Source organism: Mesorhizobium sp. B2-3-2 (assembly GCF_006442295.1).
In the GTDB taxonomy this organism is placed as follows: Bacteria; Pseudomonadota; Alphaproteobacteria; order Rhizobiales; family Rhizobiaceae; genus Mesorhizobium.
The window spans coordinates 16789-38825 of record NZ_VFWA01000017.1; the positions used below are offsets into that span (position 1 = coordinate 16789).

General features: G+C 64.5%; 23 protein-coding genes. 10 read left to right on the forward strand and 13 right to left on the reverse strand.

What is annotated here, in order from left to right; genetic code table 11:
• Positions 1-131 precede the first annotated feature (131 nt).
• On the reverse strand, positions 132-704 hold the full coding sequence (locus FJ964_RS26230) for a putative glycolipid-binding domain-containing protein (protein WP_140553190.1): 573 nt from the start codon (positions 702-704) through the stop codon (positions 132-134).
• Between the two features lie 212 nt (positions 705-916).
• Here FJ964_RS26230 and ubiG point away from each other — a divergent pair, with 212 nt between their 5' ends.
• Positions 917-1666: a bifunctional 2-polyprenyl-6-hydroxyphenol methylase/3-demethylubiquinol 3-O-methyltransferase UbiG gene (gene ubiG / locus FJ964_RS26235; RefSeq protein WP_140553191.1), complete on the forward strand. Its 750-nt coding sequence runs from the start codon at positions 917-919 to the stop codon at positions 1664-1666.
• Positions 1667-1672: 6 nt separating this feature from the next.
• Here ubiG and FJ964_RS26240 read toward each other — a convergent pair whose 3' ends face one another.
• A complete protein-coding gene (locus FJ964_RS26240; RefSeq protein WP_140553193.1) occupies positions 1673-2587 on the reverse strand; it encodes a DMT family transporter in 915 nt (304 codons plus the stop codon).
• 98 nt (positions 2588-2685) lie between these two features.
• Between FJ964_RS26240 and FJ964_RS26245 the strand changes: the two genes are divergently transcribed.
• The gene (locus tag FJ964_RS26245) at positions 2686-3171 is read left to right on the forward strand and encodes a MarR family transcriptional regulator (protein ID WP_140553194.1); all 486 of its coding nucleotides are present in this window, start codon (positions 2686-2688) and stop codon (positions 3169-3171) included.
• 4 nt (positions 3172-3175) lie between these two features.
• Here the strand turns inward: FJ964_RS26245 and FJ964_RS26250 are convergent, their stop codons facing one another.
• From FJ964_RS26250 to FJ964_RS26265, 4 genes are read right to left on the reverse strand one after another with little or no spacing between them, the layout of a single operon-like run.
• Positions 3176-3601 carry a DUF1178 family protein gene (locus FJ964_RS26250; protein ID WP_140553196.1) on the reverse strand — a complete coding sequence of 142 codons (426 nt, stop codon included), beginning with the start codon at positions 3599-3601 and terminating at the stop codon, positions 3176-3178.
• The gene (locus FJ964_RS26255) at positions 3598-4458 is read right to left on the reverse strand and encodes a carbon-nitrogen hydrolase family protein (RefSeq protein ID WP_140553197.1); all 861 of its coding nucleotides are present in this window, start codon (positions 4456-4458) and stop codon (positions 3598-3600) included. Before FJ964_RS26255 ends, FJ964_RS26250 begins: the two co-directional genes overlap by 4 nt.
• A gap of 10 nt (positions 4459-4468) precedes the next feature.
• On the reverse strand, positions 4469-4738 hold the full coding sequence (grxC, locus tag FJ964_RS26260; RefSeq protein WP_140500918.1) for a glutaredoxin 3: 270 nt from the start codon (positions 4736-4738) through the stop codon (positions 4469-4471).
• Between the two features lie 27 nt (positions 4739-4765).
• Positions 4766-5566 (reverse strand): ComF family protein, encoded by an 801-nt coding sequence (locus FJ964_RS26265; RefSeq protein WP_140553199.1) that lies wholly within the window; start codon positions 5564-5566, stop codon positions 4766-4768.
• Between the two features lie 65 nt (positions 5567-5631).
• Here FJ964_RS26265 and FJ964_RS26270 point away from each other — a divergent pair, with 65 nt between their 5' ends.
• Complete coding sequence (locus tag FJ964_RS26270) at positions 5632-6504, forward strand: methyltransferase domain-containing protein (RefSeq protein ID WP_140553201.1); 873 nt, start codon at positions 5632-5634, stop codon at positions 6502-6504.
• Between the two features lie 27 nt (positions 6505-6531).
• Here FJ964_RS26270 and FJ964_RS26275 read toward each other — a convergent pair whose 3' ends face one another.
• The 5 genes from FJ964_RS26275 to argJ form a co-directional block, all read right to left on the reverse strand.
• A complete protein-coding gene (locus FJ964_RS26275) occupies positions 6532-6711 on the reverse strand; it encodes a Flp family type IVb pilin (RefSeq protein WP_140500916.1) in 180 nt (59 codons plus the stop codon).
• Positions 6712-6820: 109 nt separating this feature from the next.
• A complete protein-coding gene (locus tag FJ964_RS26280) occupies positions 6821-7135 on the reverse strand; it encodes a hypothetical protein (RefSeq protein WP_140553203.1) in 315 nt (104 codons plus the stop codon).
• 158 nt (positions 7136-7293) lie between these two features.
• Positions 7294-7716, reverse strand: coding sequence for a (deoxy)nucleoside triphosphate pyrophosphohydrolase (locus FJ964_RS26285; protein ID WP_140553205.1), 423 nt, complete (start codon positions 7714-7716; stop codon positions 7294-7296).
• An 8-nt stretch (positions 7717-7724) separates the two neighbouring features.
• On the reverse strand, positions 7725-8477 hold the full coding sequence (locus FJ964_RS26290; RefSeq protein ID WP_140553350.1) for a GNAT family N-acetyltransferase: 753 nt from the start codon (positions 8475-8477) through the stop codon (positions 7725-7727).
• Positions 8478-8506: 29 nt separating this feature from the next.
• Entirely contained in the window at positions 8507-9748 is a 1242-nt protein-coding gene (argJ, locus tag FJ964_RS26295) for a bifunctional glutamate N-acetyltransferase/amino-acid acetyltransferase ArgJ (protein ID WP_140553207.1), read from the reverse strand.
• A 384-nt stretch (positions 9749-10132) separates the two neighbouring features.
• Here argJ and FJ964_RS26300 point away from each other — a divergent pair, with 384 nt between their 5' ends.
• The gene (locus FJ964_RS26300; RefSeq protein WP_140553209.1) at positions 10133-10732 is read left to right on the forward strand and encodes a TetR/AcrR family transcriptional regulator; all 600 of its coding nucleotides are present in this window, start codon (positions 10133-10135) and stop codon (positions 10730-10732) included.
• A 62-nt stretch (positions 10733-10794) separates the two neighbouring features.
• On the opposite strand, the gene FJ964_RS26305 is transcribed toward FJ964_RS26300, so the two are convergent.
• A complete protein-coding gene (locus FJ964_RS26305) occupies positions 10795-11709 on the reverse strand; it encodes a peptidylprolyl isomerase (RefSeq protein ID WP_140553210.1) in 915 nt (304 codons plus the stop codon).
• A 260-nt stretch (positions 11710-11969) separates the two neighbouring features.
• On the opposite strand from FJ964_RS26305, the gene secA reads away from it, so the two are divergent.
• Complete coding sequence (gene secA / locus FJ964_RS26310) at positions 11970-14702, forward strand: preprotein translocase subunit SecA (RefSeq protein WP_140553212.1); 2733 nt, start codon at positions 11970-11972, stop codon at positions 14700-14702.
• A 58-nt stretch (positions 14703-14760) separates the two neighbouring features.
• On the opposite strand, the gene FJ964_RS26315 is transcribed toward secA, so the two are convergent.
• The gene (locus FJ964_RS26315) at positions 14761-17349 is read right to left on the reverse strand and encodes an AAA family ATPase (RefSeq protein ID WP_224713224.1); all 2589 of its coding nucleotides are present in this window, start codon (positions 17347-17349) and stop codon (positions 14761-14763) included.
• A 215-nt stretch (positions 17350-17564) separates the two neighbouring features.
• Here FJ964_RS26315 and FJ964_RS26320 point away from each other — a divergent pair, with 215 nt between their 5' ends.
• The 5 genes from FJ964_RS26320 to FJ964_RS26345 all read left to right on the forward strand — a co-directional run bounded on the left by FJ964_RS26320 (position 17565) and on the right by FJ964_RS26345 (position 21860).
• Positions 17565-17837, forward strand: coding sequence for a DUF4242 domain-containing protein (locus FJ964_RS26320; RefSeq protein ID WP_140553214.1), 273 nt, complete (start codon positions 17565-17567; stop codon positions 17835-17837).
• 420 nt (positions 17838-18257) lie between these two features.
• The gene (locus FJ964_RS26330) at positions 18258-18755 is read left to right on the forward strand and encodes a hypothetical protein (RefSeq protein WP_140553217.1); all 498 of its coding nucleotides are present in this window, start codon (positions 18258-18260) and stop codon (positions 18753-18755) included.
• 57 nt (positions 18756-18812) lie between these two features.
• The gene (locus FJ964_RS26335) at positions 18813-19019 is read left to right on the forward strand and encodes a DUF1127 domain-containing protein (RefSeq protein ID WP_140553219.1); all 207 of its coding nucleotides are present in this window, start codon (positions 18813-18815) and stop codon (positions 19017-19019) included.
• A gap of 160 nt (positions 19020-19179) precedes the next feature.
• Positions 19180-20580, forward strand: coding sequence for a lipopolysaccharide biosynthesis protein (locus tag FJ964_RS26340; RefSeq protein ID WP_140553221.1), 1401 nt, complete (start codon positions 19180-19182; stop codon positions 20578-20580).
• Complete coding sequence (locus FJ964_RS26345; RefSeq protein ID WP_140553222.1) at positions 20580-21860, forward strand: GNAT family N-acetyltransferase; 1281 nt, start codon at positions 20580-20582, stop codon at positions 21858-21860. The genes FJ964_RS26340 and FJ964_RS26345 overlap by 1 nt, the downstream gene beginning before the upstream one ends.
• Positions 21861-22037: the final 177 nt, after the last annotated feature.

The window sequence follows — 22037 nt, forward strand, 5'->3', positions numbered from 1 at the left end:
CAAAACATCCAGGCTTCGCAAGCGACGGCTCATAAGAAGCGACGGCTCATAAGAAGAGCGCCGCGCGCGGGCTGGGCTTTAACTTCATTTTGCGCAGGGCCCAACCGGCAACGCCCACACGGCGACGGGCGTCAGCCCGGGCGCACGATGCTTTTCCACAAATGTGGATAGTCGAGCACGAAGCCGAGTGGAGAGACCTCCAGAACCGCCTCATAGCCGAACGCCGGCGCGGCATAGGCATAGCGGGCCGCGTCGAGGCGCCTGTAGGTCTGGTCGAGCCGCGTCATTCTGAGCTCGGGAAAGGCCAGATAGGCGGCCGGCGCGGGCGTGGCCTCGCCGACGGCGAGCGCGAACCGGCGGATCGCCAGGAGGTTCGAAGCCGGCGTGAAGCCGAGGTCGACGTCGATCAGGCCGGCCACCTCCGGCTGCGGCTCGCCATCCAGCGCCCAGGAGCCGTCAGTATGGCGCTCGATCCCCAGGGAAAGCTCTTGCGGGCCGAGAAAGCCCTCGACCCGTGCCGAGCGCGTATGCCAGCCGGCATCGCAATCCACCTCATATGCGATGCAACACGGCTTGTCGTTTTGCAGGAAGATGGCCTGCCCCTTCAGGCCGTGCCCGCCGGGCCGCTGCGAGAGCATGCAGGAATCGTGACCTTCAAGGTCGAGCCTGCGCCAAAGGATCGATGCGGTCTGAATCACGGCCATCTCCTTTTTTCCACACGATTTTCCTTTTTTCGCACGCCGCCGCTTTTTTGTTTCGGCCGAGGTGCCCCCGAGCTGACATGTCCTGACAGAGAGCCGCCGGCAATACAGGGCGCTTGTCTGCGGTGCCGGCCTCGCACTGTCAGCAGGCGAAAATGCAGCCTTGACTTTCCCTCCCCCACGCCCGACTTGCTAGCGTCCGAGGAGACCAATCGATGCCAGAACCCCGACGATCGACGATCGATGCCGGAGAAGTGGAGCGCTTTTCCGCCCTTGCCGCCGAATGGTGGAACCCGAACGGCAAGTTCCGGCCGCTGCACAAGTTCAACCCGGTCCGTCTTGCCTATATACGCGACCAGGTGGCAGCGCGCTTCGGCCGCGATCCGCGCGCGGCACGGCCATTCGAAGGTCTGCGCTTTCTCGACATCGGTTGCGGCGGCGGCCTGCTGTGCGAACCGATGGCGCGGCTTGGCGCCGAAGTAGTCGGCGCCGATGCTTCCGCCACCAATATCGAAGTGGCTAAATTGCACGCCGCCGAAGTCGGCGTGACGATCGACTACCGCGCCACCACGGCCGAGGACCTGGCCGACGCCGGCGAAAAATTCGACGTTATCCTCAATATGGAAGTGGTCGAGCATGTCGCCGACATCGACCTGTTCGTCGCCAAATGCGGCGAGATGGTCAAGCCCGGCGGCATCATGTTCGTGGCCACGATCAACCGCACGCTGAAGGCGCTAGGGCTGGCCATCATCGGCGCCGAATATGTGCTGCGCTGGCTGCCGCGCGGCACTCATCAGTTCGGCAAGCTGGTGCGCCCGGAAGAGCTGGAAAAGGCGCTCGGCGGCGCGGGCCTGACCGTCCTCGACCGCACCGGCGTCGTCTACCACCCGCTCGCCGACCGCTGGCAGCGGTCGAAAGACATGGACGTCAACTACATGGTGCTGGCGGAAAAAGGTACGGTCTGAACCGGCTTACGCCGCCTGACTCTGCGCCCTCGCGCTGGTCCGGCTTTGCGCCTTGGTGGTGATGAACACGCCGGCCGTGATGATGACAGCGCCTGCCCAGGTCAGCAGCTGATAGTGCTCGCCGAGGAAGATCGTGCCGGCAAACAGCCCGACGGCCGCCGCCACATAGCCGATCTGGCTGAGATAGACCGGGCCGCCCACCGCCTGGAGCCGGAAGAAGAACGCGAACATTGCCGAAGCCGACGCCATCTGCGCGACGACCACAAGCGGTACCGCGCCCAGCGGAACAAACGCTTGCCAGCCGAAAAGCGTCAGGATGCCGACGAGAAGCAAGGTCGCCGACGCCAGATGGCTGCCCACGGCAAGCTCGATCGGGCCGGTTCCTTCGGGCCAGTCGACGGTGCGGTAGATGTTGCCCGCGGCAAGGCTGACCGGGATCAGCAATCCGATCGTCACCCAGAAATAATCGGCCGGTTGGCCGGCCTCGCCGCGTGTGAGCGCGACCATGACCGCACCGATGAAGCCGACGGCAATGCCGATCACGCCGAGCAGGTTGGGGCGCCGCACGCCAAGCAAGATCGAGAATACAAGCGTGATCACCGGCGACAGCGTGAACATGATGCCCGTGTATCCCGCGCCGAGATGCGGGATGGCCGAAAACATCAGGAGGTTTGGAAAGGCATAGGACACTGCCGCCGTGACGAAGAAATAGCGCAGCTTGCGCGCCGTAAGCTTGATGCGCTCGCCACGCAGCAGGAGAGCCAGCAACAGCACGCCGCCGGCGCCGAGCGAAATGACGAAGGCCCAGACCATGGCCGGAACGCCGGCGGCGGTCGCCAGCTTGCCGAACGGCAGCGTCAGGCCAAGCAGGCCGCCTGTCACGACCAGCAGGCCAAGTGCCGAATCCCAGAGAAATTTCATCTGATGGTCCTCGTCATCGTCGCCGGCACTTGGCCGCCACTTCATTTTCCGATAAGATACCAGAAAGATTCTTAACGTCAAGATACATGGCGGAACAGATGGACAGGGCGGCAAAAGCGATCGAGCAATGGAACAGGGAGCGGCCGGACCTTGACGTCTCGCCGATGGGCGTGATCGGGCGGTTGAATGAAGCATCCTCGCTGATTGCCCGCGAGCGCCTCGCGCCGTTGTTTGCGCGCTATGGGTTGCAGGCCGGTGAATTCGACGTGCTGGCTACGTTGCGCCGCTCGGGCGCGCCCTACGCGCTGACCCCGACCGCCCTTTACGAGGCGACGATGGTGACCTCGGGCGCCATGACCAACCGGCTCGACCGGCTCGAAACCTCAGGCTTGATCGTGCGCGGTCCGCACCCCAACGACCGGCGCGGCGTCGTCGTGCGGCTGACTGAAAAAGGTCTCGCTTTGATCGACGAGGCCGTTACTGCCCATGTCGCCAACGAGCACGAGATTCTTTCCGGCCTGACGCAAGCCGAACGGGAAACGCTTTCGCGCCTGCTTGAAAAATTGATCGGCAGCGTGAGCTGACCGCTCAGTTCCGATCCTCCGGAAACACCGGGATCGGCATGAACTCGACGCCGTCCTCGGCCAGGCTCTTGGCTTCCTCCAGCGTCGCCTCGCCATAGATGCCGCGCGGGTCGGTCTCGCCGAAATGGATCTTGCGCGCTTCCTCGGCGAATTTGTCGCCGACATAATCGGCATTCTCGCGAACCTTCTCGGCCATTGCCTTCAGTTGCGCCAGCGCCTGCTTCTGCGCCTCGCCCATGGCGAGCGCTATCGTTTCCTGCTTGCGCGCCGTCGACACGGCCGGCGCCATCAAGGCTTTCTCCACCTTGTGCGAGCCGCAGCTCGGGCAATCGACAAAGCCGCGCTTCTTCTGCGTGTCGAAATCGTCATTGCTGCGGAACCAGCCCTCGAACTCGTGCTCGTTTTCGCAGGTCAGGGAGAAGCGGATCAAGAGGCCGCTCCCCTGAGACGCGATGTCTCGGACGAACCGGCGTTGACAGCGAAATCCCGCGCATTTCTCAGATTGGGGATCTTCTTGCGCGCTGCCAGCGACTGCGCCGGGTCGATCTCGGCGACGATCACCGCCGGCTCATTGTGCGCCGCCTCCGCGATGACGCGGCCCCAGGGATCGACGATCAGCGAATGGCCATAGGTTTCGCGACCGTCCTCGTGAAGGCCGCCTTGCGCAGCGGCCACGACATAGGCGCCGTTCTCGATGGCGCGGGCCCTGAGCAGCACGTGCCAATGCGCCTCGCCGGTTTGGCGGGTGAAGGCGGCGGGCACGGAAAGCAGGTCGGCGCCGGCCAGCGCCTCGGCGCGGAACAGTTGCGGAAACCGCAGGTCATAACAGACGGCAAAGCCCAGCTTGGCGCCTTCGAGGGCCGTGACGACCGCCTCGGTGCCGGGCTCGTAGGTCGCGGATTCGCGCCAGCTCTCGCCATTGTCGAGATCGACGTCGAACATGTGGATCTTGTCATAGGACGCGAGTGTGGCGCCGTCCGGACCGAACAGCAGCGCGCGGTTGGCGAGCTTGCCGTCGGCGCGCAGGATGGCGGTCGAGCCGATATGCAGGTGGACGCCAAGTTCGCGCGCCAGTCTGCGCGCGGTCGCGACGATGATGTCCTTGTCCTCTGAGGTGAAAGACGCGGCCTTCTTGTCGCGCACCAGTGCTCCGGTCATTTCCGGTGTCTGGATGTAGCTGGCCCCCTGGCCGGCTGCCTCGCGCACCAGCCGCTCGAGCTCGATTGCGTTGCGCTCCGGCCTCTCGCCCGAACGCATCTGGATCGCGGCCGCCTTGAAAACACCCATCGTCATATCCTCAATTCGTCGAGCCATTGGCGAGCAACTTGTCCAGCCGGCCTTGCGCCTCCAGCTCGTGGAGGTCGTCGCAGCCGCCGACATGCGTGTCGCCGACGAAAATCTGCGGAAAGGTCGTGCGGCCGTGGGCGCGCGAAATCATCTCCTGGCGCAGTTCCGGTGAAAACGACGCGTCATGCTCCGTATAGGCGATGCCCTTGCGCTCGAGCAGCCGCTTGGCGGCCGTGCAGTAGCCGCACATCATGCGTGTATAGATGGTGACGTCGACCATGACGAATTTCCACTGTTTGTCGCCGACTTATATAGTCGTGGACTCGTCGGCCCGAAAGTCCCCCGGCAGCACGCGAGCGAAGGTCAACACGTCGACGGCGCCGGCCCCTGCTTTTTTCAGCGCCTTGCTGGCGGCGCGAACCGTGGCGCCCGTGGTGTAGACGTCGTCGATCAAAAGCACGCGGCGGCCGGCGATCTCGATTTCCGCTTCGGCGGGCACGCGAAAGGCGGCCCGTACATTGTCCTCGCGCTGTTGCCGCTCCAGCCCGACCTGCTGGCGGGTGAGTTTCACCCGCCGCATGGCGGAAGGTGCGAAAGACAGGCCGCTCAATTCGCAAACGGCGCGCGCCAGTTCGGCCGACTGGTTGAAGCGCCGCCTGAAAAAACGCCGCCAGTGCAGCGGCACCGGCACCACCACATCCGCCTCGGCAATGAGGTCGGCGCCCGCGCGCAGCATCCAGCGCGCCATCCACGGCGCCAGGTCGGTGCGATCCTGGTACTTCAGCCCCTGCACCATCTGGCGGGCGACACCGGAATAGGCGACGGCCGCCCGCGCCCGCTCGAAGGGCGGCGGATCGGCGATCGCCTCGGCGGACAGGAAGCCCTCTCCCATATGGTGGGTGAAGGGCGTGCCCATCACCGGGCACCAGGGCCGCTCCAGGAGGCGCAGCTTCGGCCAGCAGACCCCGCACAGAACGCCGGGCTGCGAGACATGCCTGCGGCAGCCGGCACAGACCGGCGGGAACAGCATGCGCGCCGGCCAGCTCGCCGCCGACCGTGCAAGGTTCCTGATGTCCAGAGGCTTGATCTTGGGCATGGGATCGGCCACGTGGTGGGTACTGCGCGCGACTATATCAACTCCATCGGGGAATGGACAAACAAGGATCTTCCCGTTTGCTGCCGATAATGGAAACCTCACTGTGGCTGGCGCACAAGCGGCGCGCGCTCGATCATCCGGTCGGTGGCGCGGATTTCCTGATGCGGCGCAGTGCCGACGATCTTGCCGACCGGCTGGGTGCCGTCGAGCGCAGGTTTAGCAAGGCAGCGGTGCTGTTTTGCCAGACGTCGGCCGCGGCCGACATCCTCGCCGCGAGCGGCAAGGTGGCGGATATCGTCCGGGTCGAGGCGGATGCGGCTTTCCTGGGCGATTCCGCCGGCTTGATCGCGCCGCTGGAAACCGTGCCCTTCGAGCCGCAAAGCCTCGATCTGGCGGTGTCGCTTCTGTCGCTGCAGGCCATGAACGACATTCCCGGCATGCTGGTGCAGATCCGCCGTGCGCTGCGTCCGGACGGGCTTTTCCTCGGCGCCTTCGCCGGCGCCGGCACGCTCGGCGAATTGCGTGAAAGCCTGCTGGCGGCCGAGACCGAGCTTTACGGCGGCGCCAGCCCGCGCGTCATTCCGTTCACCGACGTTCGCGACGCGGGAGCGCTGCTGCAGCGCGCCGGCCTCGCTCTGCCGGTCGCCGATGTCGAGACGGTGACGGTGCGCTATGACAGCCTTTTCAACCTGATGGCCGATTTGCGCGCCATGGGCGAAACCAGCGCGCTTGCCGATCGCAGCCGGCGGCCGGGCACACGCCAGCTGTTCGCCCGCGCCGCGCAAATCTACGCCGAGCGGTTTTCGGATCCCGACGGCCGCATCCGCGCAAGCTTTTCCATGGTCTGGATGTCCGGCTGGGCGCCCGATGCATCGCAGCAAAAGCCGCTCAAGCCGGGTTCGGCCAAGATCTCGCTGAAGACTGTGTTGGAGCAGCCCAAGGGGCAATGACAGTGTCCGCGGACGCAGGCAGCCAGATCAGGGTGCGAAAGCGTTGGCAAGCCTGCTGCCATTGTCGCTGAACAGCCAGGTGATCGCGTTGAAGACCTGGCTGATGCCGCCGACGATCGTCAGCGACAGTACGGCGACGATCAAGCCGTATTCGACGGCCGTGGCGCCCTTTTCATCGTTCAGGAAACGCAGCAGCACTGTTTTCATCACGTCGATCCCTCTTGCCGGAACCATAGCGCCGACCTGTTAAGAAAGGTTAACGGCACAGGCTTAATAGGCGATGAAACCGCCGCCTCTGAAAATGTCTTGGACCCGATCAGCAGTCGCCGCTGGTCCCGCCGTCGGATCGGATGATGCAGACCGAATCGGGCTGCGGCTGCAGCACGCTGCGGCGTACGGTATAGATTTCGCGACGAGTGATCGAACCAGTGGCTGTCATGTCGAGACCGCCGGCAAAGTCGCGGATGGGTTTCGGGCGCGGCTGGCTGTCGAGGAAAGGCGTTGCGACCAGGGCCAGCGCCACCGCGGCCGAACCGAACAGCAGCGTGACGCGCAGCACGCCCATGCCCGCATCCGCGGCGCGAAAGCTGCGGTCGGGCCGGATAGAGTCCCATTCCCTTTCAAGGCTCATGCTGTCGCTCCCCAGAAAATCGCCGGCACGGCCGCGACGAGGCAGCCTTGCATCAATTTTTCATGATGAGATAAATCTTCCATTAATACCGGTCATGCGGCAATGCTGGCTGTTGCGGCCCGCAGCGCCGCTCGGCCGCAGGCGGGGGTCTGTTTCGCCTACAGAAGGTCGATCAGGAACGGGATCAGCGGAGCGTCGGCCGGCGGCATCGGGTAGTCGCGCATCTGCTTGGGCCGCACCCATTTCAGCGCCTGCCCCTCCTTCGGCTGGGCGATACCGCGAAAGCGGCGGCAGATGAACAGCGGCATCAAAAGATGGAAATCGTCGTAGCTATGGCTGGCGAAGGTGAGCGGCGCCAGGCACGGGATCTCGGTCTCGATGCCGATCTCCTCATAGAGTTCGCGGATAAGGCATTGCTCCGGCGTCTCGCCGGGCTCGACCTTGCCGCCGGGAAACTCCCAAAGCCCGGCAAGCTGCTTGCCCTCGGGCCGCTGCGCCAGGAGCACGCGCCCGTCGGCGTCGACCAGGGCGCAGGCGGCGACCAGGAGCAGGCGCTTGCCGGCGATCATCACATCATCCATGCCCGATTTCACCCATGAACAGGCGGCCGGCGGTAATGATAGCGATAGACTTCGTTGAAGCCGAGCGAATGATAGAGCGCCAGCGCCGGCACATTGCCGGCCTCGACCTGCAGCCAGGCTTCCCGCGCGCCGCGCAGCCGCGCCCATTTCAGCGCTGACAGGATCAGATTGCGGCCGTGGCCCTTGTTGCGCGCCGACTTGTCGGTGGCGACCTCGAACAGGCCGGCGAGATCGCCATCATGGACACAGATCAGCGTCGCCAGTGGTTCCGCTCCAGCCTCGAGCGCGAACAGCCCGGCCTCGGGCTGGATGGCGCCGATGATCTCCGACAGGCCTGGCCGCAGCGACGCGTCCGAGCCGCTGACCTTGAGCGACGCGCCGATGAAGCGGCTGATGTCCTTCAACGGGATCTGGTCCATGGCGGCGTCGAGCTGCGCATCCGCCAGCGGCAGCCGCATCACCAGCGATTCGTCGAACCGGCTCCAACCCTCGCGGTCGAGATGGCTGGCCAGATCCGGACCCGATAGCGGCGACATGCGGAAGGTCAGCGGCCTGCCATAGGCATCGAAACGGCGGCTGGCGCGGCCGATGCGGTCAGCGATGTGCTGGGTGTCGCCGGGATCGAGCGGATTGACCGAGTTCAGCCGCTTGGCCGGATGTCCGGCCGTCAGCCGCACCACCCAGGTGCCATCATAATGGACTGCCGCCGCGGGCCAGGCGCGAAACCCGGCCGCCTCATAGCGGCGCACTGTCGCCAGCATGCTGGCCGGATGTTTGGAAACCAAGTCCGTCAGCTCCGGTAGTCGCCGTTGATGGCGACGTATTCCTTGGTAAGGTCGCACGTCCACACGGTCGCCTTGCCGCGGCCGATGCCGATATCGGCGCGGATGCGGATGTCGTCGCGCTTCATATAGGCCGAGGTCGCTTCCTCCGAATAGGCCGGATCGCGCTCGCCCTCATGCGCCAGCCTGTTATCGCCGAACCAGATCGACAGGCGGTCGCGGTCGGCCGGCTCGCCGGCCTTGCCGACAGCCATGACCACGCGGCCCCAATTGGCGTCCTCGCCAGCGACCGCGGTCTTGACCAGCGGCGAATTGGCGATCGAGAGTGCGATGCGCTTGGCCGAGCGTGCCGACTTCGCGCCGGTGACGGTGACTTCGACCTGCTTGCGGGCGCCCTCGCCGTCGCGCACCACTTGCAGCGCCAGCGACTTCAGCACCTTGCCGAGCGCACGGCGGAATGCGCCCAGGCGGGCGTCCTTGGGATCGGTTATCTCCGGCGCGCCGCGTTTGGCGGCCTTTCCGGTGGCGAAGAGCAGCAGCGTGTCGCTGGTCGAGGTGTCGCTGTCGACGGTCACCGCGTTGAAGGTCTTGGCCGTGCCGCGCGACAGCAGATCCTGCAGCACGGAGGCGGCGATCGGCGCATCGGTGGCGACGAAGGACAGCATCGTGGCCATGTCGGGTGCGATCATGCCGGCGCCCTTGGAAATGCCGTTGATGGTGACATCGGTGTCGCCGAGCTTGACGGTCTGCGTCGCCACCTTCGGATAAGTGTCCGTGGTCATGATGGCCTTGGCCGCCTCGGTCCACAGGTCGGGCTTGCCGTTGCTGACCAGACCAGCCAGCAGATGGCTGAACTTGGTTGTGTCAAGCGGCTCGCCGATGACGCCGGTCGAGGCCAGGAACACCTCGCCTGGCGTGCAGCCGGCAGCCTTGGCCGCCGCTTCGCCCGTCAGCGCGGTGGAGTCCCGGCCCTTCTTGCCGGTGAAGGCATTGGCGTTGCCGGAATTGACGACGAGCACCCGGGCCTTGCCCGCGGCAAGGTTCTGCCGGCAGAAATCGACTGGCGCCGAGGGGCATTTCGACTTTGTGAACACGCCGGCGACCGCCGTGCCGGGCTCGAAGACCATGGCCAGGAGATCGGTGCGGTTCTTGTATTTTATCCCCGCTTCGGCGGTGGCGATGCGCACCCCCTCGATCTCAGGCATCTTGGGGTATTTCTTCGGCGCGAGCGGCGAAATCGTCGTGGACATGGAACCTCGGACGGGAAAAGTCGGCGGAGAAACGCCGGTTTGCCCGATACGGCGCGCCCGCGCAAGGCGTTTTGGTGGCCGCGTGAGGACCGGAATTGGCCTTGACCGGTTCGCAGCCGGCTCCGTTGCAGTTCGTTGGCGCCGCCCTGCCCAGGTTGCGATCCCTCCCAAGGGCAGCTTCTGACCCTGGCCCTGGTATTCTGGGAGCCGTTGCGACTCGGCGCGGGCGCGCGGCAGGAGTTGGGCAGCACCGATGACCGCCTGCGCATCGTGCAGGAGACATGGCAGGCAAAATGTTCCTGCGTTAGCCGCCAAGAACGAGCCGTTTCGTTTCATCCTCGGATCACTTATATTGCCAGCCTAACCGACGGCGAGGGCGACAGGATGGCCGAAGAGGCGGATACGGCGCGTAAATCCATTGGTGCGCGGCGCAATCCCGACAGCGCGGAAGCCATTCTCGATGCCGCCGAGGCGGTGTTGGTCGAGGCCGGCTATGCCGGCTTCTCGATCGAGGCCGTGGCGCGGCGGGCGCGTGCCGGCAAGCCGACCATCTATCGCTGGTGGCCGAGCAAGGCCTCGCTGCTGCTGGAGGTCTACCAGCGCCAGAAACGCGTCGATGTTCCCGATACTGGAAGGCTGGAAGAGGATCTCGTCGGCTTCCTCAAGAACCTGTTCGCGCACTGGCGCGAGACGTCGTCGGGCAGCGTGTTCAGGTCGCTGATCGCCGAGGCGCAGTCGGACGAAACGGCGGCCGCGGCCCTTGCCGGCTATACAGGCGGGCGCCGGGCCTACACCGGCCAGATCATCGAGCGCGCCAAGGCAAGGGGCGAGGTCGCGGCCTATGTGGATCCGGGTGTGGCCGCCGACCTGGTGGCTTCCTATGCCTGGCGGCAGCTCCTGACCAACCGGCTCGACGAGAACGAGGCGACGATCCGCACGGTGGTCGCCTACCTCCTGCGAGGCATAGAAGGGCCCAACGGCTGAACTGACGCAAAAAGGGCGCGGTGCCCTTTGGCAACCGCGCCCTTTTTCGAAACCGTTCTGGCTTACTTGGCGCTTTCCATCGTATCGACGGCCTTCTTCAAATTGGCGTCGGGAATTTCCACCTTGGCATCGGCGCGCAGCGACTTGACCAGCGCGAAATACTTGTCGCGGATGACCGCCTGCTTGGCCTGGTCCTTGACGTCGTCGAAGGCCGGCGGCTGCTTGGTGCGCTTGTCCTCGAGCTTGATGACATGCCAGCCGAACTGTGACTGCACCGGCTGTTCGGTGTATTTGCCGACCTCAAGCGCGAAAGCGGCCTTGTCGAATTCCGGCACCATCTGGCCAGGTCCGAACCAGCCGAGATCGCCGCCGCTGTTCTTGCCGCTCGGATCCGATGTGTGCTCGTTGGCGAGCTTCTGGAAATCGGCGCCGCCGTCGAGTTGCTTGATGATCGCCTCGGCCTCTTCCTTCGTCTTCACGAGGATGTGACGGGCATGCACCTCGTTGACCGGCGGCGTGTTGGCGATCTCCTGGTCGTAGCGGGCGCGGATCTCGGCGTCGGTGACCTTGTCGACGACGCCTTTCTCGACCATCTCGCCATGCAGCGCGCGCTGCTGCAGGAAGGCCATGCGGCGCTGGAAATCGGGATCCTTGTCGAGACCGGTCGAGACGGCCTGGGCGGCCATGACGCGTATCTCGATTGCGGCCGAAAGCGCCGCGGCGCGGCGTTGCTCGGCCGGGAGTTGCGCGAACTGCTGCGACAGCTCGCCTTCGGCAAGCACGAGATCTGCTTCGGTGAGGGGTTGGCCGTTGACGGTTGCGACCACGGTATTCGGATCGACCGGTGCCGCCGGTGCGGCCGGTGCCGGCTGGGCCGGTGCGGTTTCCTGCGCCATCAGCGGCGACAGGCAAAGAGCCGACAGGCCGACGGCCAAGCCGAGGCTGGCGAGCGACGCACGGCGGAACAACAAGGACATTAAGATGACTCCGATGAGGATGTGAAGGACGGGAGGCTTCCAGATCAGCCAGATTGTGGCCGAATTTGGCGCGACCGGCAGGGCCGGCGCGGCGTTGACATCAGTTGAGCCCCCTCTTATCTGTCCAACGACTTTGCGTCCAGAACCGTTTTCCGGGCGCTTTTTGCGTTGCCCGTATTCAGGCGGCGCATTCACGTGGATTTGATGGGGCCGGCCGGCGCTCGTCTCAAGATTGAGAATTCTATCGAAAGGACCATTGGATGGTCAGTCTCGGCGGTCTCGCCCGTAAGGTTTTCGGCTCCTCCAACGACCGCAGGGTCAAGTCGACCCGGCCTCGTGTCGAGGCGATCAACGCCATGGAAAACGAGATGCGGGCGCTCTCCGATGCAGAACTCGCCGGCCGCACCGAAAAATTCCGCCAGGACATTGCCAACGGCGCCAGCCTCGACGACCTGCTGGTCCCGGCCTTCGCCACCGCCCGCGAGGCGGCGCGCCGTGTGCTCGGCATGCGCCCCTTCGACGTCCAGCTGATCGGCGGCATGGTGCTGCACAATGGCGGCATCGCCGAGATGCGCACCGGTGAGGGCAAGACGCTGGTCGCGACCTTGCCCGTCTACCTCAATGCACTGGCCGGCAATGGCGTCCACGTCGTCACCGTCAACGACTATCTTGCCACCCGCGACTCCGAATGGATGGGCCGCGTCTATAAGTTCCTCGGCCTCTCGGTCGGCGTCATCGTCCATGGCCTGTCCGACGAGGAGCGCCGCGTCGCCTACGCCGCCGACGTCACCTATGCCACCAATAACGAACTCGGCTTCGACTATCTGCGCGACAACATGAAATACGAGCGCGCCCAGATGGTGCAGCGTGGTCACAACTACGCGATCGTCGACGAAGTCGATTCCATCCTGGTCGACGAGGCGCGCACGCCGCTGATCATTTCCGGTCCGCTCGAGGACCGTTCGGAAATGTACAACACCATCGACACTTTCATCATCCAGCTGCAGCCGCAGGATTATGAGATCGACGAGAAGCAGAAGACCTCCATCTTCACCGAGGAAGGCACCGAGAAGCTCGAGAACCTGCTGCGCGACGCCGGCCTGCTCAAGGGCGAGTCGCTCTACGACGTCGAGAACGTCGCCATCGTCCATCACGTCAACAATGCGCTGAAGGCGCACCGCCTGTTCCAGCGCGACAAGGACTATATCGTGCGCAACGGCGAGATCGTCATCATCGACGAGTTCACCGGCCGCATGATGCCCGGCCGCCGCTATTCGGAAGGCCTGCACCAGGCGCTCGAAGCCAAGGAGCATGTGGCGATCCAGCCGGAGAACCAGACGCTCGCCTCCGTTACCTTCCAGAACTATTTCCGCCTCTACAAGAAGCTTTCCGGCATGACCGGCACGGCGCTGACCGAGGCCGAGGAATTCGGCAACATCTACGGCCTCGAAGTCACCGAGATCCCGACCAACCTGCCGGTCATCCGCAAGGACGAGGACGACGAGGTCTACCGGACGGTCGAGGAAAAATACAAGGCGATCGTCAAGGAGATCCGCGAAGCCAGCGCCAAAGGCCAGCCGACGCTGGTCGGCACCACCTCGATCGAGAAGTCCGAGCAACTGGCCGAGCGGCTGCGCAAGGAAGGTTTTAAGGATTTCGAGGTGCTCAACGCCCGCCATCACGAGCGCGAGGCGGCGATCGTCGCCCAGGCGGGCAAGCCCGGCGCCATCACCATCGCCACCAACATGGCCGGCCGCGGCACCGATATCAAGCTCGGCGGCAATGCCGAGATGCGCATCGCGGAGGAACTGGGCGACATGCCTGAAGGGCCCGAGCGCGAGGCGCGGGAAAAGGAAATCTATGCCGACGTCGAGCGCCTGAAGGAAAAGGCGCTGGCCGCCGGCGGCCTCTACGTGCTGGCCACCGAACGCCATGAATCACGCCGCATCGACAACCAGTTGCGCGGCCGCTCCGGTCGCCAGGGCGATCCCGGCCGCTCGAAATTCTTCCTGTCGCTGCAGGACGATCTGATGCGCATCTTTGGCTCCGAGCGCATGGACGGCATGCTGCAGAAGCTCGGCCTCAAGGAAGACGAGGCCATCATCCATCCCTGGATCAACAAGGCCCTGGAAAAGGCGCAGAAGAAGGTCGAGGCGCGCAACTTCGACATCCGCAAGAATCTTCTGAAATATGACGACGTCTCGAACGACCAGCGCAAGGTTGTGTTCGAACAGCGCATCGAATTGATGGACGGCGAAGGCCTGTCGGAGACCATTGCCGAGATGCGCGAAGGCGTCATAGACGAGATCGTCGCCAAGGCCATTCCCGAGAACGCCTATGCCGAGCAGTGGGATGTCGCTGGCCTGAAGGCCGAGGTCGCCGAATTCCTCAATCTCGACCTTCCGATCGAGGAGTGGGTCAAGGAAGAAGGCATCGCCGAGGATGACATTCGCGAGCGCATCACGCAAGCCGCCGACGCCGCCGCCAAGGAGCGCGCCGAGCGCTTCGGGCCCGAGGTGATGACCTATGTCGAGCGTTCGGTGGTGCTGCAGACGCTCGACCATCTGTGGCGCGAGCACATCGTCAACCTCGACCATCTGCGTTCGGTCGTCGGCTTCCGCGGCTACGCCCAGCGCGATCCTTTGCAGGAATACAAGAGCGAGGCGTTCGAGCTGTTCCAGGCGATGCTGGGCAATCTGCGCCAGGCCGTCACCGCGCAGCTGATGCGCGTCGAGCTGGTCCGCCAGGCTGCCGAGGCCCCGCCGCCGGAAGCCCCCGACATGTTCGGCACCCACATTGACGGCACCACCGGCGAGAACGATTTCGAAGGCGGCGAAACCGCCCTTCTGGTGCGCCAGGAAAGCAACGCCATCGTCGCCCCTGAAGACCGCGACCCCAACAACCCCGCCACCTGGGGCAAGGTCGGCCGCAACGAAGCGTGCCCCTGCGGCTCCGGCAAGAAATACAAGCACTGCCACGGCGCTTTCGCGTAAGGAAAACCTGCGGGGCTCACGTTCCCGGGTTTCTGATCCGGGCGCGATTCCTACCTGCTCAGATCAGCCCGGAATCGCGCGCGGCGGCGGTCGCCTCGCCACGCGAAATGGCGTCCAGCTTGCCCAGCACCGCCGAGACATGATGATCGACGGTTTTCGGTGAGATGGTCAGGTGCTCGGCTATCCTCTTGTTGGAGAAACCGCGTTCGATCAGCTGCAGAACCTGCATCTGGCGCAGCGTCAGGCCAGCTTGATTGGCGCGCGTGCTCTGCCGCGGTCCCCTTGCGATGTTATTGACGCCATTCTGCCGCATGACGGCGCGGACGTGCTGGGCGACCGGCCGGGCACCGAGGCCTTCGAATATGTCCAGGGCCAAGCGTAGGGCCGGCTCGTCGCCGTGCAACAGGGCGAGCGCCTGTTCGAACGGAGCGCCCAGCCGGGCCCACAGCGTTGCGGCACCGTTCCAGTCGCCGGCGAGCAGCAGGCGATAAGGCTCCGCCATGCCGGTCGTATCGCCAGGGTCGCTTTCAGGCGACAAGAGCAGCCGCCAGACGGCCAGCTCGGCGAACATCGCCCTCGTCGGCGACAGGCGTTCTGCCAGATCGATCAGGCGAAGCGCCTCAGTGGCGTCGCCTTGCCCAAGCCATGCCAGTTCGGCCATCGACGCCGTGTAAGGTGCCAGCCGCTGCAGCTCCATTCCCCTATCCAGGAACCGCTTCATTTCCTCCAGCACCGGCCCAGCCGGATCGCCTCGCCTTATGCGCAGTTTCGCCAGCGCGACCAAGGAGGGGTAACGCACCAGAGCCGTCGTTGCGCCATCGTCGATGACGTCGAGAGCCATGGCGGCCGCATCGTCCCAAAGGCCGCGTCGCAAAAGCAGCTGCGCCTGCACGCCCCGCATATAGTCGCGCCAGGTCGCGAGGTCATTCTCAACACAATAGGCAATGCCGCGATCGAGAAAGGATTGCGCCCGCACAAGATCGAGCTGGTTCATTTCGGCGCAGGCGCAATTGGTGAAGCCGCGTGCCGCGTGCTCCTGGAAATTCTGCACGAGCGCGATTTCAAGACTGCGGGCGAGATGCAGCCGACCTTTGGCCAGGTCAAGCCACTGCTCGGCCGAGCCAAGATTGTTCAGCGCGTGACAGATTATCTCCGGCTTGTTCAACCGTTCGGCCAAAGCGACTGCCTTGCCGCCGAGCAGCAGTGTTTCGTCGAGCTTCTCGGCCAGCATCGCCAACTGCGAGAGATTGGAATAGGCCATGGCAAGCTCCGGACTGGCAGGCGCCTGTTCCAGCAGTTCCACGGCCTGCGCCCCGAACAGGTCCGCTTGTTCGCGGTCACCCACCAGATAGGCGAAGCGCGACAGGCATCTGAGGCTGTCGCCCTCCCTGAGCGTGTCGCCCAGCGCCTGCTGCAATCGCCGTGCCTGGCCCTGCGCCTCGATGGCCGCATCGATGCGGCCGATCAGATGGCATTCAAACGCATATCCTTCGTAAAGCCTCGCCCGCTCGCTCATCGGCAGGCTGTCGGCATGCCGCAAGGCGACTTCGTAATAGCCGGCGGCATCGCGATGCGCGCCGACGCGGGAGGCCTCGCGCGCTGCGAGCGGGGCAAGCTCGCGCACCGCTTCCAGATTCTGGGCCTCCACCGCATGGTGCACAAGCCTCGCGGTAGCCACCCCGGCGTTTTCTTGCAGTGCGGAAAGCGCGCGTTGGTTGAATTCGCGCCGATGGCTCGGGGTCAGCGCCATCTCGATGGCGCGACGGGCGATCTCGTGCCGGAAGGCGTAGCCATCACCGAGATCGTCGAGCAAGCCATTCGAGACACATTCCGCCAGTTGGCCCGCGCTGGCGACGCCACAGAGGCCGCGCAGCGCCCAGGCATCGGCGCGGCGTGGAAACACCGACACCGCGTCGAGCATCGAGCGCGCACCCGGCGACAGGCGCTCGGCACGCGCCAGCACGGCGTCGCGGACGCTGGCCGGCAGGACCATCTCGCTTTCGGCAGCCAGCAATTCGGTGACGAAGAAGGCGTTGCCCGCGGTGGCGCGATAGATTGCGTTGCCGTCGCGGTTGGCTGCTTTGGCAAGCGACAACACCGCCGCTTCGCTGAGCAGTGGCACTTCGATGCGCTGGACATTGCCGGCTGGAATTTCGCCGAGCACTCGGCGCGCGCGCATCTGCCCTTCGCTGCGGTCGGTGCGCGCAGTGAACAGCACCAGCATGTGCGTGTTGGTGATGCGCCGGCCCAGGAAACGGACGAAATCCAGGGTCGCGTCGTCGGCCCAGTGCATATCCTCGATGACCAGCAAACCCGGCCGAGACCTCGCCTCGAAAACCTCGAGAGCGTCTGAAAACACGGGCAGCCGCTGACCTTGGCGGTCATCGATTGCCCGGGGGAGTGCCCACTGCGCGTCCCGGGCCAGATCATAGAGGGGTCCCAGCGGATCGGGAATCGACAGGTCCTCGCAAGCGCTGCGGAATATGGAAACGTGCTGCCCGGCACCGGTCACGAACGCCTCGACGAGTGCCGTCTTTCCGGCCCCGGCCTCGCCCAGCAATGCCGCCACGCGGCCGCGACCGCTCGCGGCCTCCGCGAGCAGTTCCTCCAATTGATCGAGTTGTGCCTGCCGCTCCAGAAGCATCATCACCGGCCCGTAAGTTTCGTCGTCGCTCGACCCTTCTCCAAAATTACCCCCGCTTCGGTATCCGCAGTGTGGCTCCCAGACCAAACGTCGAAAACATAGGGAATCGTCCCGCGCAATATGGGGAAAGGCTCCGATGTGCGCTTTCGACGATCGTGATTTTTCTCCAACCGCGCTCATTTCGAGCGTGAATCAGTCACAAAAGGAAGCCACACTCCATGCCTCGCTATCTGATCGAACGGACATTCCCCGACGGGCTCAACGTGCCGACGAACGACGTCGGCGCAACGGCGCTCGGCGGCATCATCATGCGCAACGCCGAGAAGGGGGTCACCTGGCTACACTCCTTCGTATCGCCCGACAAGAACAAGAGTTTCTGCATCTACGACGCCCCCTCGCCGGAGGCGATCCGCAGCACGGCGCAGAAGAATTCGCTACCGGTGGACAAGATCACGGAGGTGAGGGTCCTGGACCCTTACTTTTATCGCTGACCCTATGGACCAAGGATGGAACAATGAGCGTGAGATTGTCCTGGGCAACAATGGGTGTCGGCATTCCGTGCTGTTTCCTCCCGAAACGGCAGCCACCATCGTGGCGTTCGACCATGCACCCTCCCGGCTTGGTCTCGCATCGCGGATTGTGTCCGCGCTGCTCGCGCCGTTGCGAAGCCGGCCCAGGCGCCTGCCACCGCAAGACGATTATTTAAGGCGGGACGTCGGTCTGCCGGAGCACGAGATGCGGCGGGACTACTGGGAATACTGGTGGTGGCATCAATGAGACCGCCGCCCTGTTAGAGAGGGACGGATCGGACCCCGTCCCGCAATTGCCAATCCAACGCGCAGGCATGGCAGCAGGGCCTTACTGGCCGGTCCTGCCCGCCTGCGCGTCACCAACAACCAATGGAGGATAAAATGAACGCCAATTTCTGGCGCTTTGCCGCGTTGCCCACTATGGCAATCGCCGCCACCGCCGCATCTGCGGAGAGTGGCAATCGGCTGGCCGCCGAGGTGCGGGCGGCCAACGGCCGCTTCGCGAATGTCGCGGCGGCCACCTCCGAGGGCTATGCGCCGATTCCCTGCGCCAGCGGCATCACCGGTGGCGCGATGGGCATTCACTACGTCAACAGCGCCTATCTTAAGGACGATGCCGTCGACCTCGCCAAGCCGGAAGCCGTGATGTACGAGCCGATGGCCGATGGCACACTGAAGCTGGTGGCCGTCGAATATATCACCGCGAAGGGTCCGGCGTCGCTCGAAGGCCAGCTGTTCAACTTCGACAGCGCCCCCAACCGCTATGGCCTCGGCCCCTTCTACGAACTTCATGTCTGGGCCTGGAAGCAGAACCCGACCGGCGCCTTCGCCGACATGAACCCGAATGTCTCATGCGACGCCATGAAAAAGGCCGACTGACGGCACCGCCTGCCGGAACAGTGCCGGCAGGCCTTTCACGTGTCGCGAGGAGAAATCATGCCCGAGATCGCTATCTTCCTGGCAAGGCTGCGCACCCCACCATGGCGGCTGATGGCCATCCTCGCTTGGCTGGCGCGCGGACGGCGCCTCCGACATGAGCGGCGTCACTTGGAGGCCATGCCCGATTTCATGCTGAAAGACATCGGCATCAGCCGTTCCGAGATCGACTATGTCGCAACTCACGGCGAAGCCCGCCGCTCTTAGGCTTGGCTGGGAGTTGGAACGACAGATCGCCTGTCTCCTGCTTGCGGCATGGAACCCACACCGGTCGTCCCATTGTGCATGCCTCTCCCACCCACCCTTTCTTAAGGTGTCTCCGCTACACCAAAGCCCGAAAAGAAGCGGAAAACGGAGAACAATCGGGGTGCGCTTTTCCGCGGCCACGACAGCCGGGCGGTTCTTGCCGCAGCGTTTGGCGCTGCGCGTGGAGCCGTTGCTTGGCCGCGTCGACGCCGTGCTGTTCCCCGCCGACGAGCGCGGCGAGGCCGGCCGCATGTCGGTCATCGCCTTCTCCATCCGGATCGTCAGCGCCGTCATCGCCTTCGTCAGCCAGGTGCTGATGGCACGCTGGATGGGCTCGTTCGAATACGGCATCTTCGTCCTTGTCTGGGTGACCATGGTCATCGTCGGCAATCTCGCCTGCCTCGGCTTCCACACCTCGGTCATCCGCTTCATTCCCGAATACCGCGAGCGCGGCCTGATCGACGAGTTGCGCGGCATCGTCGTGGCCAGCCGCCTGTTCGTCCTGATCGCTTCGACGGTCATCGCCGGACTCGGCGCGCTCGGCGTGTGGCTCGCCTCGTCATGGACCGAAAACTACTATGTCGTGCCGTTCATCCTCGGCGTCATCTGCCTGCCGATGATAGCGCTGTCGGATCTGCTGCAAGGCCAGGCCAGGGCGAACAGCTGGGCGCTGTTCGCCCTGGCGCCGACCTATCTGATACGGCCTGTGCTGATCCTGCTGTTCATGGCGCTGATGCTTTTCGCCGGCTGCGCGCCCGACGCGAAGACCGCGATCTTCGCCTCGATCGCCGCCACTTATGTCACCACGCTCGCCCAGCTTATCGGCGTCACCCGGCGCATGGAAAGGCAGATTCCGGCCGGGCCGATGAAGGTGCATTTCGCACAATGGTTCATCGTCTCGCTGCCGATCTTCCTGGTCGAAAGCTTCTTTTTCCTGCTCACCAATGCCGACGTGCTGATGGTCGGCGCCTATATGGACCCCAACGACGTCGCCGTCTATTTCGCCACGGTCAAGACACTGGCGCTGGTGCATTTCGTCTACTTCGCCGTCAAGGCCGGCGTCGCACAGCGCTATGCCCAGTTCACCCATGGCGAGCCGGAAAAGCTTGCCGCCTTTGCCCGCGAGACGGTGTCGTGGACCTTCTGGCCATCACTCGCCATGGCGCTGCTGGTGCTGGCGCTTGGCAAACCGATGCTGATGCTGTTCGGCCCCGAATTCACATCGGGTTATCCGCTTCTGTTCCTGCTGGTCTTCGGTGTCGTGGCGCGCGCCGCCGTCGGCCCGTGCGAAAGCCTGCTCACCATGAGCGGCAACCAGAATGTCTGCGCCGCCGTCTATGCCATGACGCTGGCCTTCAACATTGGCCTCAACGTGGTGCTGATCCCGCTTTTCGGCCTGTGGGGCGCCGCCATGGCCACCGCCTTCGCCATGATTTTCGAGGCCGGCGCGCTGTCTTTCACGGTCTGGCGCAAGCTCGGCATCGTCATGGCGATCTTCGTGCCAGCCAAAGGAGCCGCGTGATGGCCGCCATCCCCTTGCTCGAGGAAACCAGCGGCGGCCCCGCCGGCGCCATGGTGTCCGGCCTTGCCGGACTGGGGCGCGACACCGACCCGGCCCATATCGAGATCCTCGCCAACAACCGGCCCGAGCGGAAACTGGCCATCTATCCGGCGTCAGCCGGGTTCGACCTCGTCGAGGAGCTGGATTATCTGTGCGCCCGCACCATCGAGCCCAACATCTTCTTCAACCCGCGTTTCCTGGCGCCCGCAATGCCCCGGCTGGAAGACCGCGAGGTGCGGCTGGCCGTCATTCGTGACGGCGATGAATACCGCAACCGGCTACGCCTTCTGGTGCCGTTCTCGGTGGAGCGGCCGGTGGTGCCGCTCGGGGTTCCGGTCATGCGCACATGGTCGAGCCCGTTCGGTCCGCTCGGCACTCCGCTGGTCGACCGCGACGATCCGGTCGGCGTCGTCGAGGATTTCTTCTCGATGCTGTCGCGCCCGCATCTGAAGCTGCCGAAAGTGTTCGTCCTGCCCGACATCAGGCTCGACGGCGCGGTGGCGAGCCTGGTTGCCACGGTGGCCGAGACGCGTGGCCTGATGCTGGTCACCACCGGTCACGCCCAGCGTCCGCTGCTCGAGAGCGAACGCGACGCCGAGGACTATCTGAAGGCTTCGCTGCGCGCGCACCATTACCGCGAGTTCCGCCGCCTCAAGCGGCGGCTGGGCGACCTCGGCAAGCTTGAACATGTCGTGGCGCGCGGCCCCGACGAGATCCGTCACGCCATCGAGAGCTTCCTGACGCTGGAGGCGGCCGGCTGGAAGGGCCGCGAGCGCACGGCCATGGCGATCGACCGCTACCGCGCCGCCTTCGCCCGCGAGGCCGTGCACAGGCTGGCCGAACAGGACCTGTGTCGCATCCATTCGCTGACGCTCGACGGCCGCACCATTGCGTGCCTGATCGTCTTCGTCGAAGCCGGCGTCGCTTACACCTGGAAGACGGCCTACGACGAAACACTGGCCGGCTATTCGCCAGGCACGCTGCTGATGATCGAGGTAACCAGGCAGCATCTCGACGACCCCAACATCATGATGACCGATTCCTGTGCCGTGCCCGACCATCCGGTGATGAGCAGGCTGTGGACCGAGCGCAAGCCGATGGGCACGCTGGTGATCGGCCTGACGCCGGACGCCGACCGCCTCGCCCGCCAGGCGGCCTCGCAACTGCATCTCTACCGGGAGACCCGCAACATGGCCCGCCTGCTGCGCAACCGGATGAAGAGCCTGCTCAAGAGACGATAGACGCGCTCGCATCTTCCGGACGCGTGGATGCTTGCTTCAAACCTGAGCGTTTGATTGCTTCATGGGACAAACAGTCACTGTATTGATAGCGTTTATTCACCAGCGACTACTTGAGCAACGGTCGTAATTTTTCAACAAAGCGTTACAAAGGTGATGCGATTTTGGGTATAATTCCTG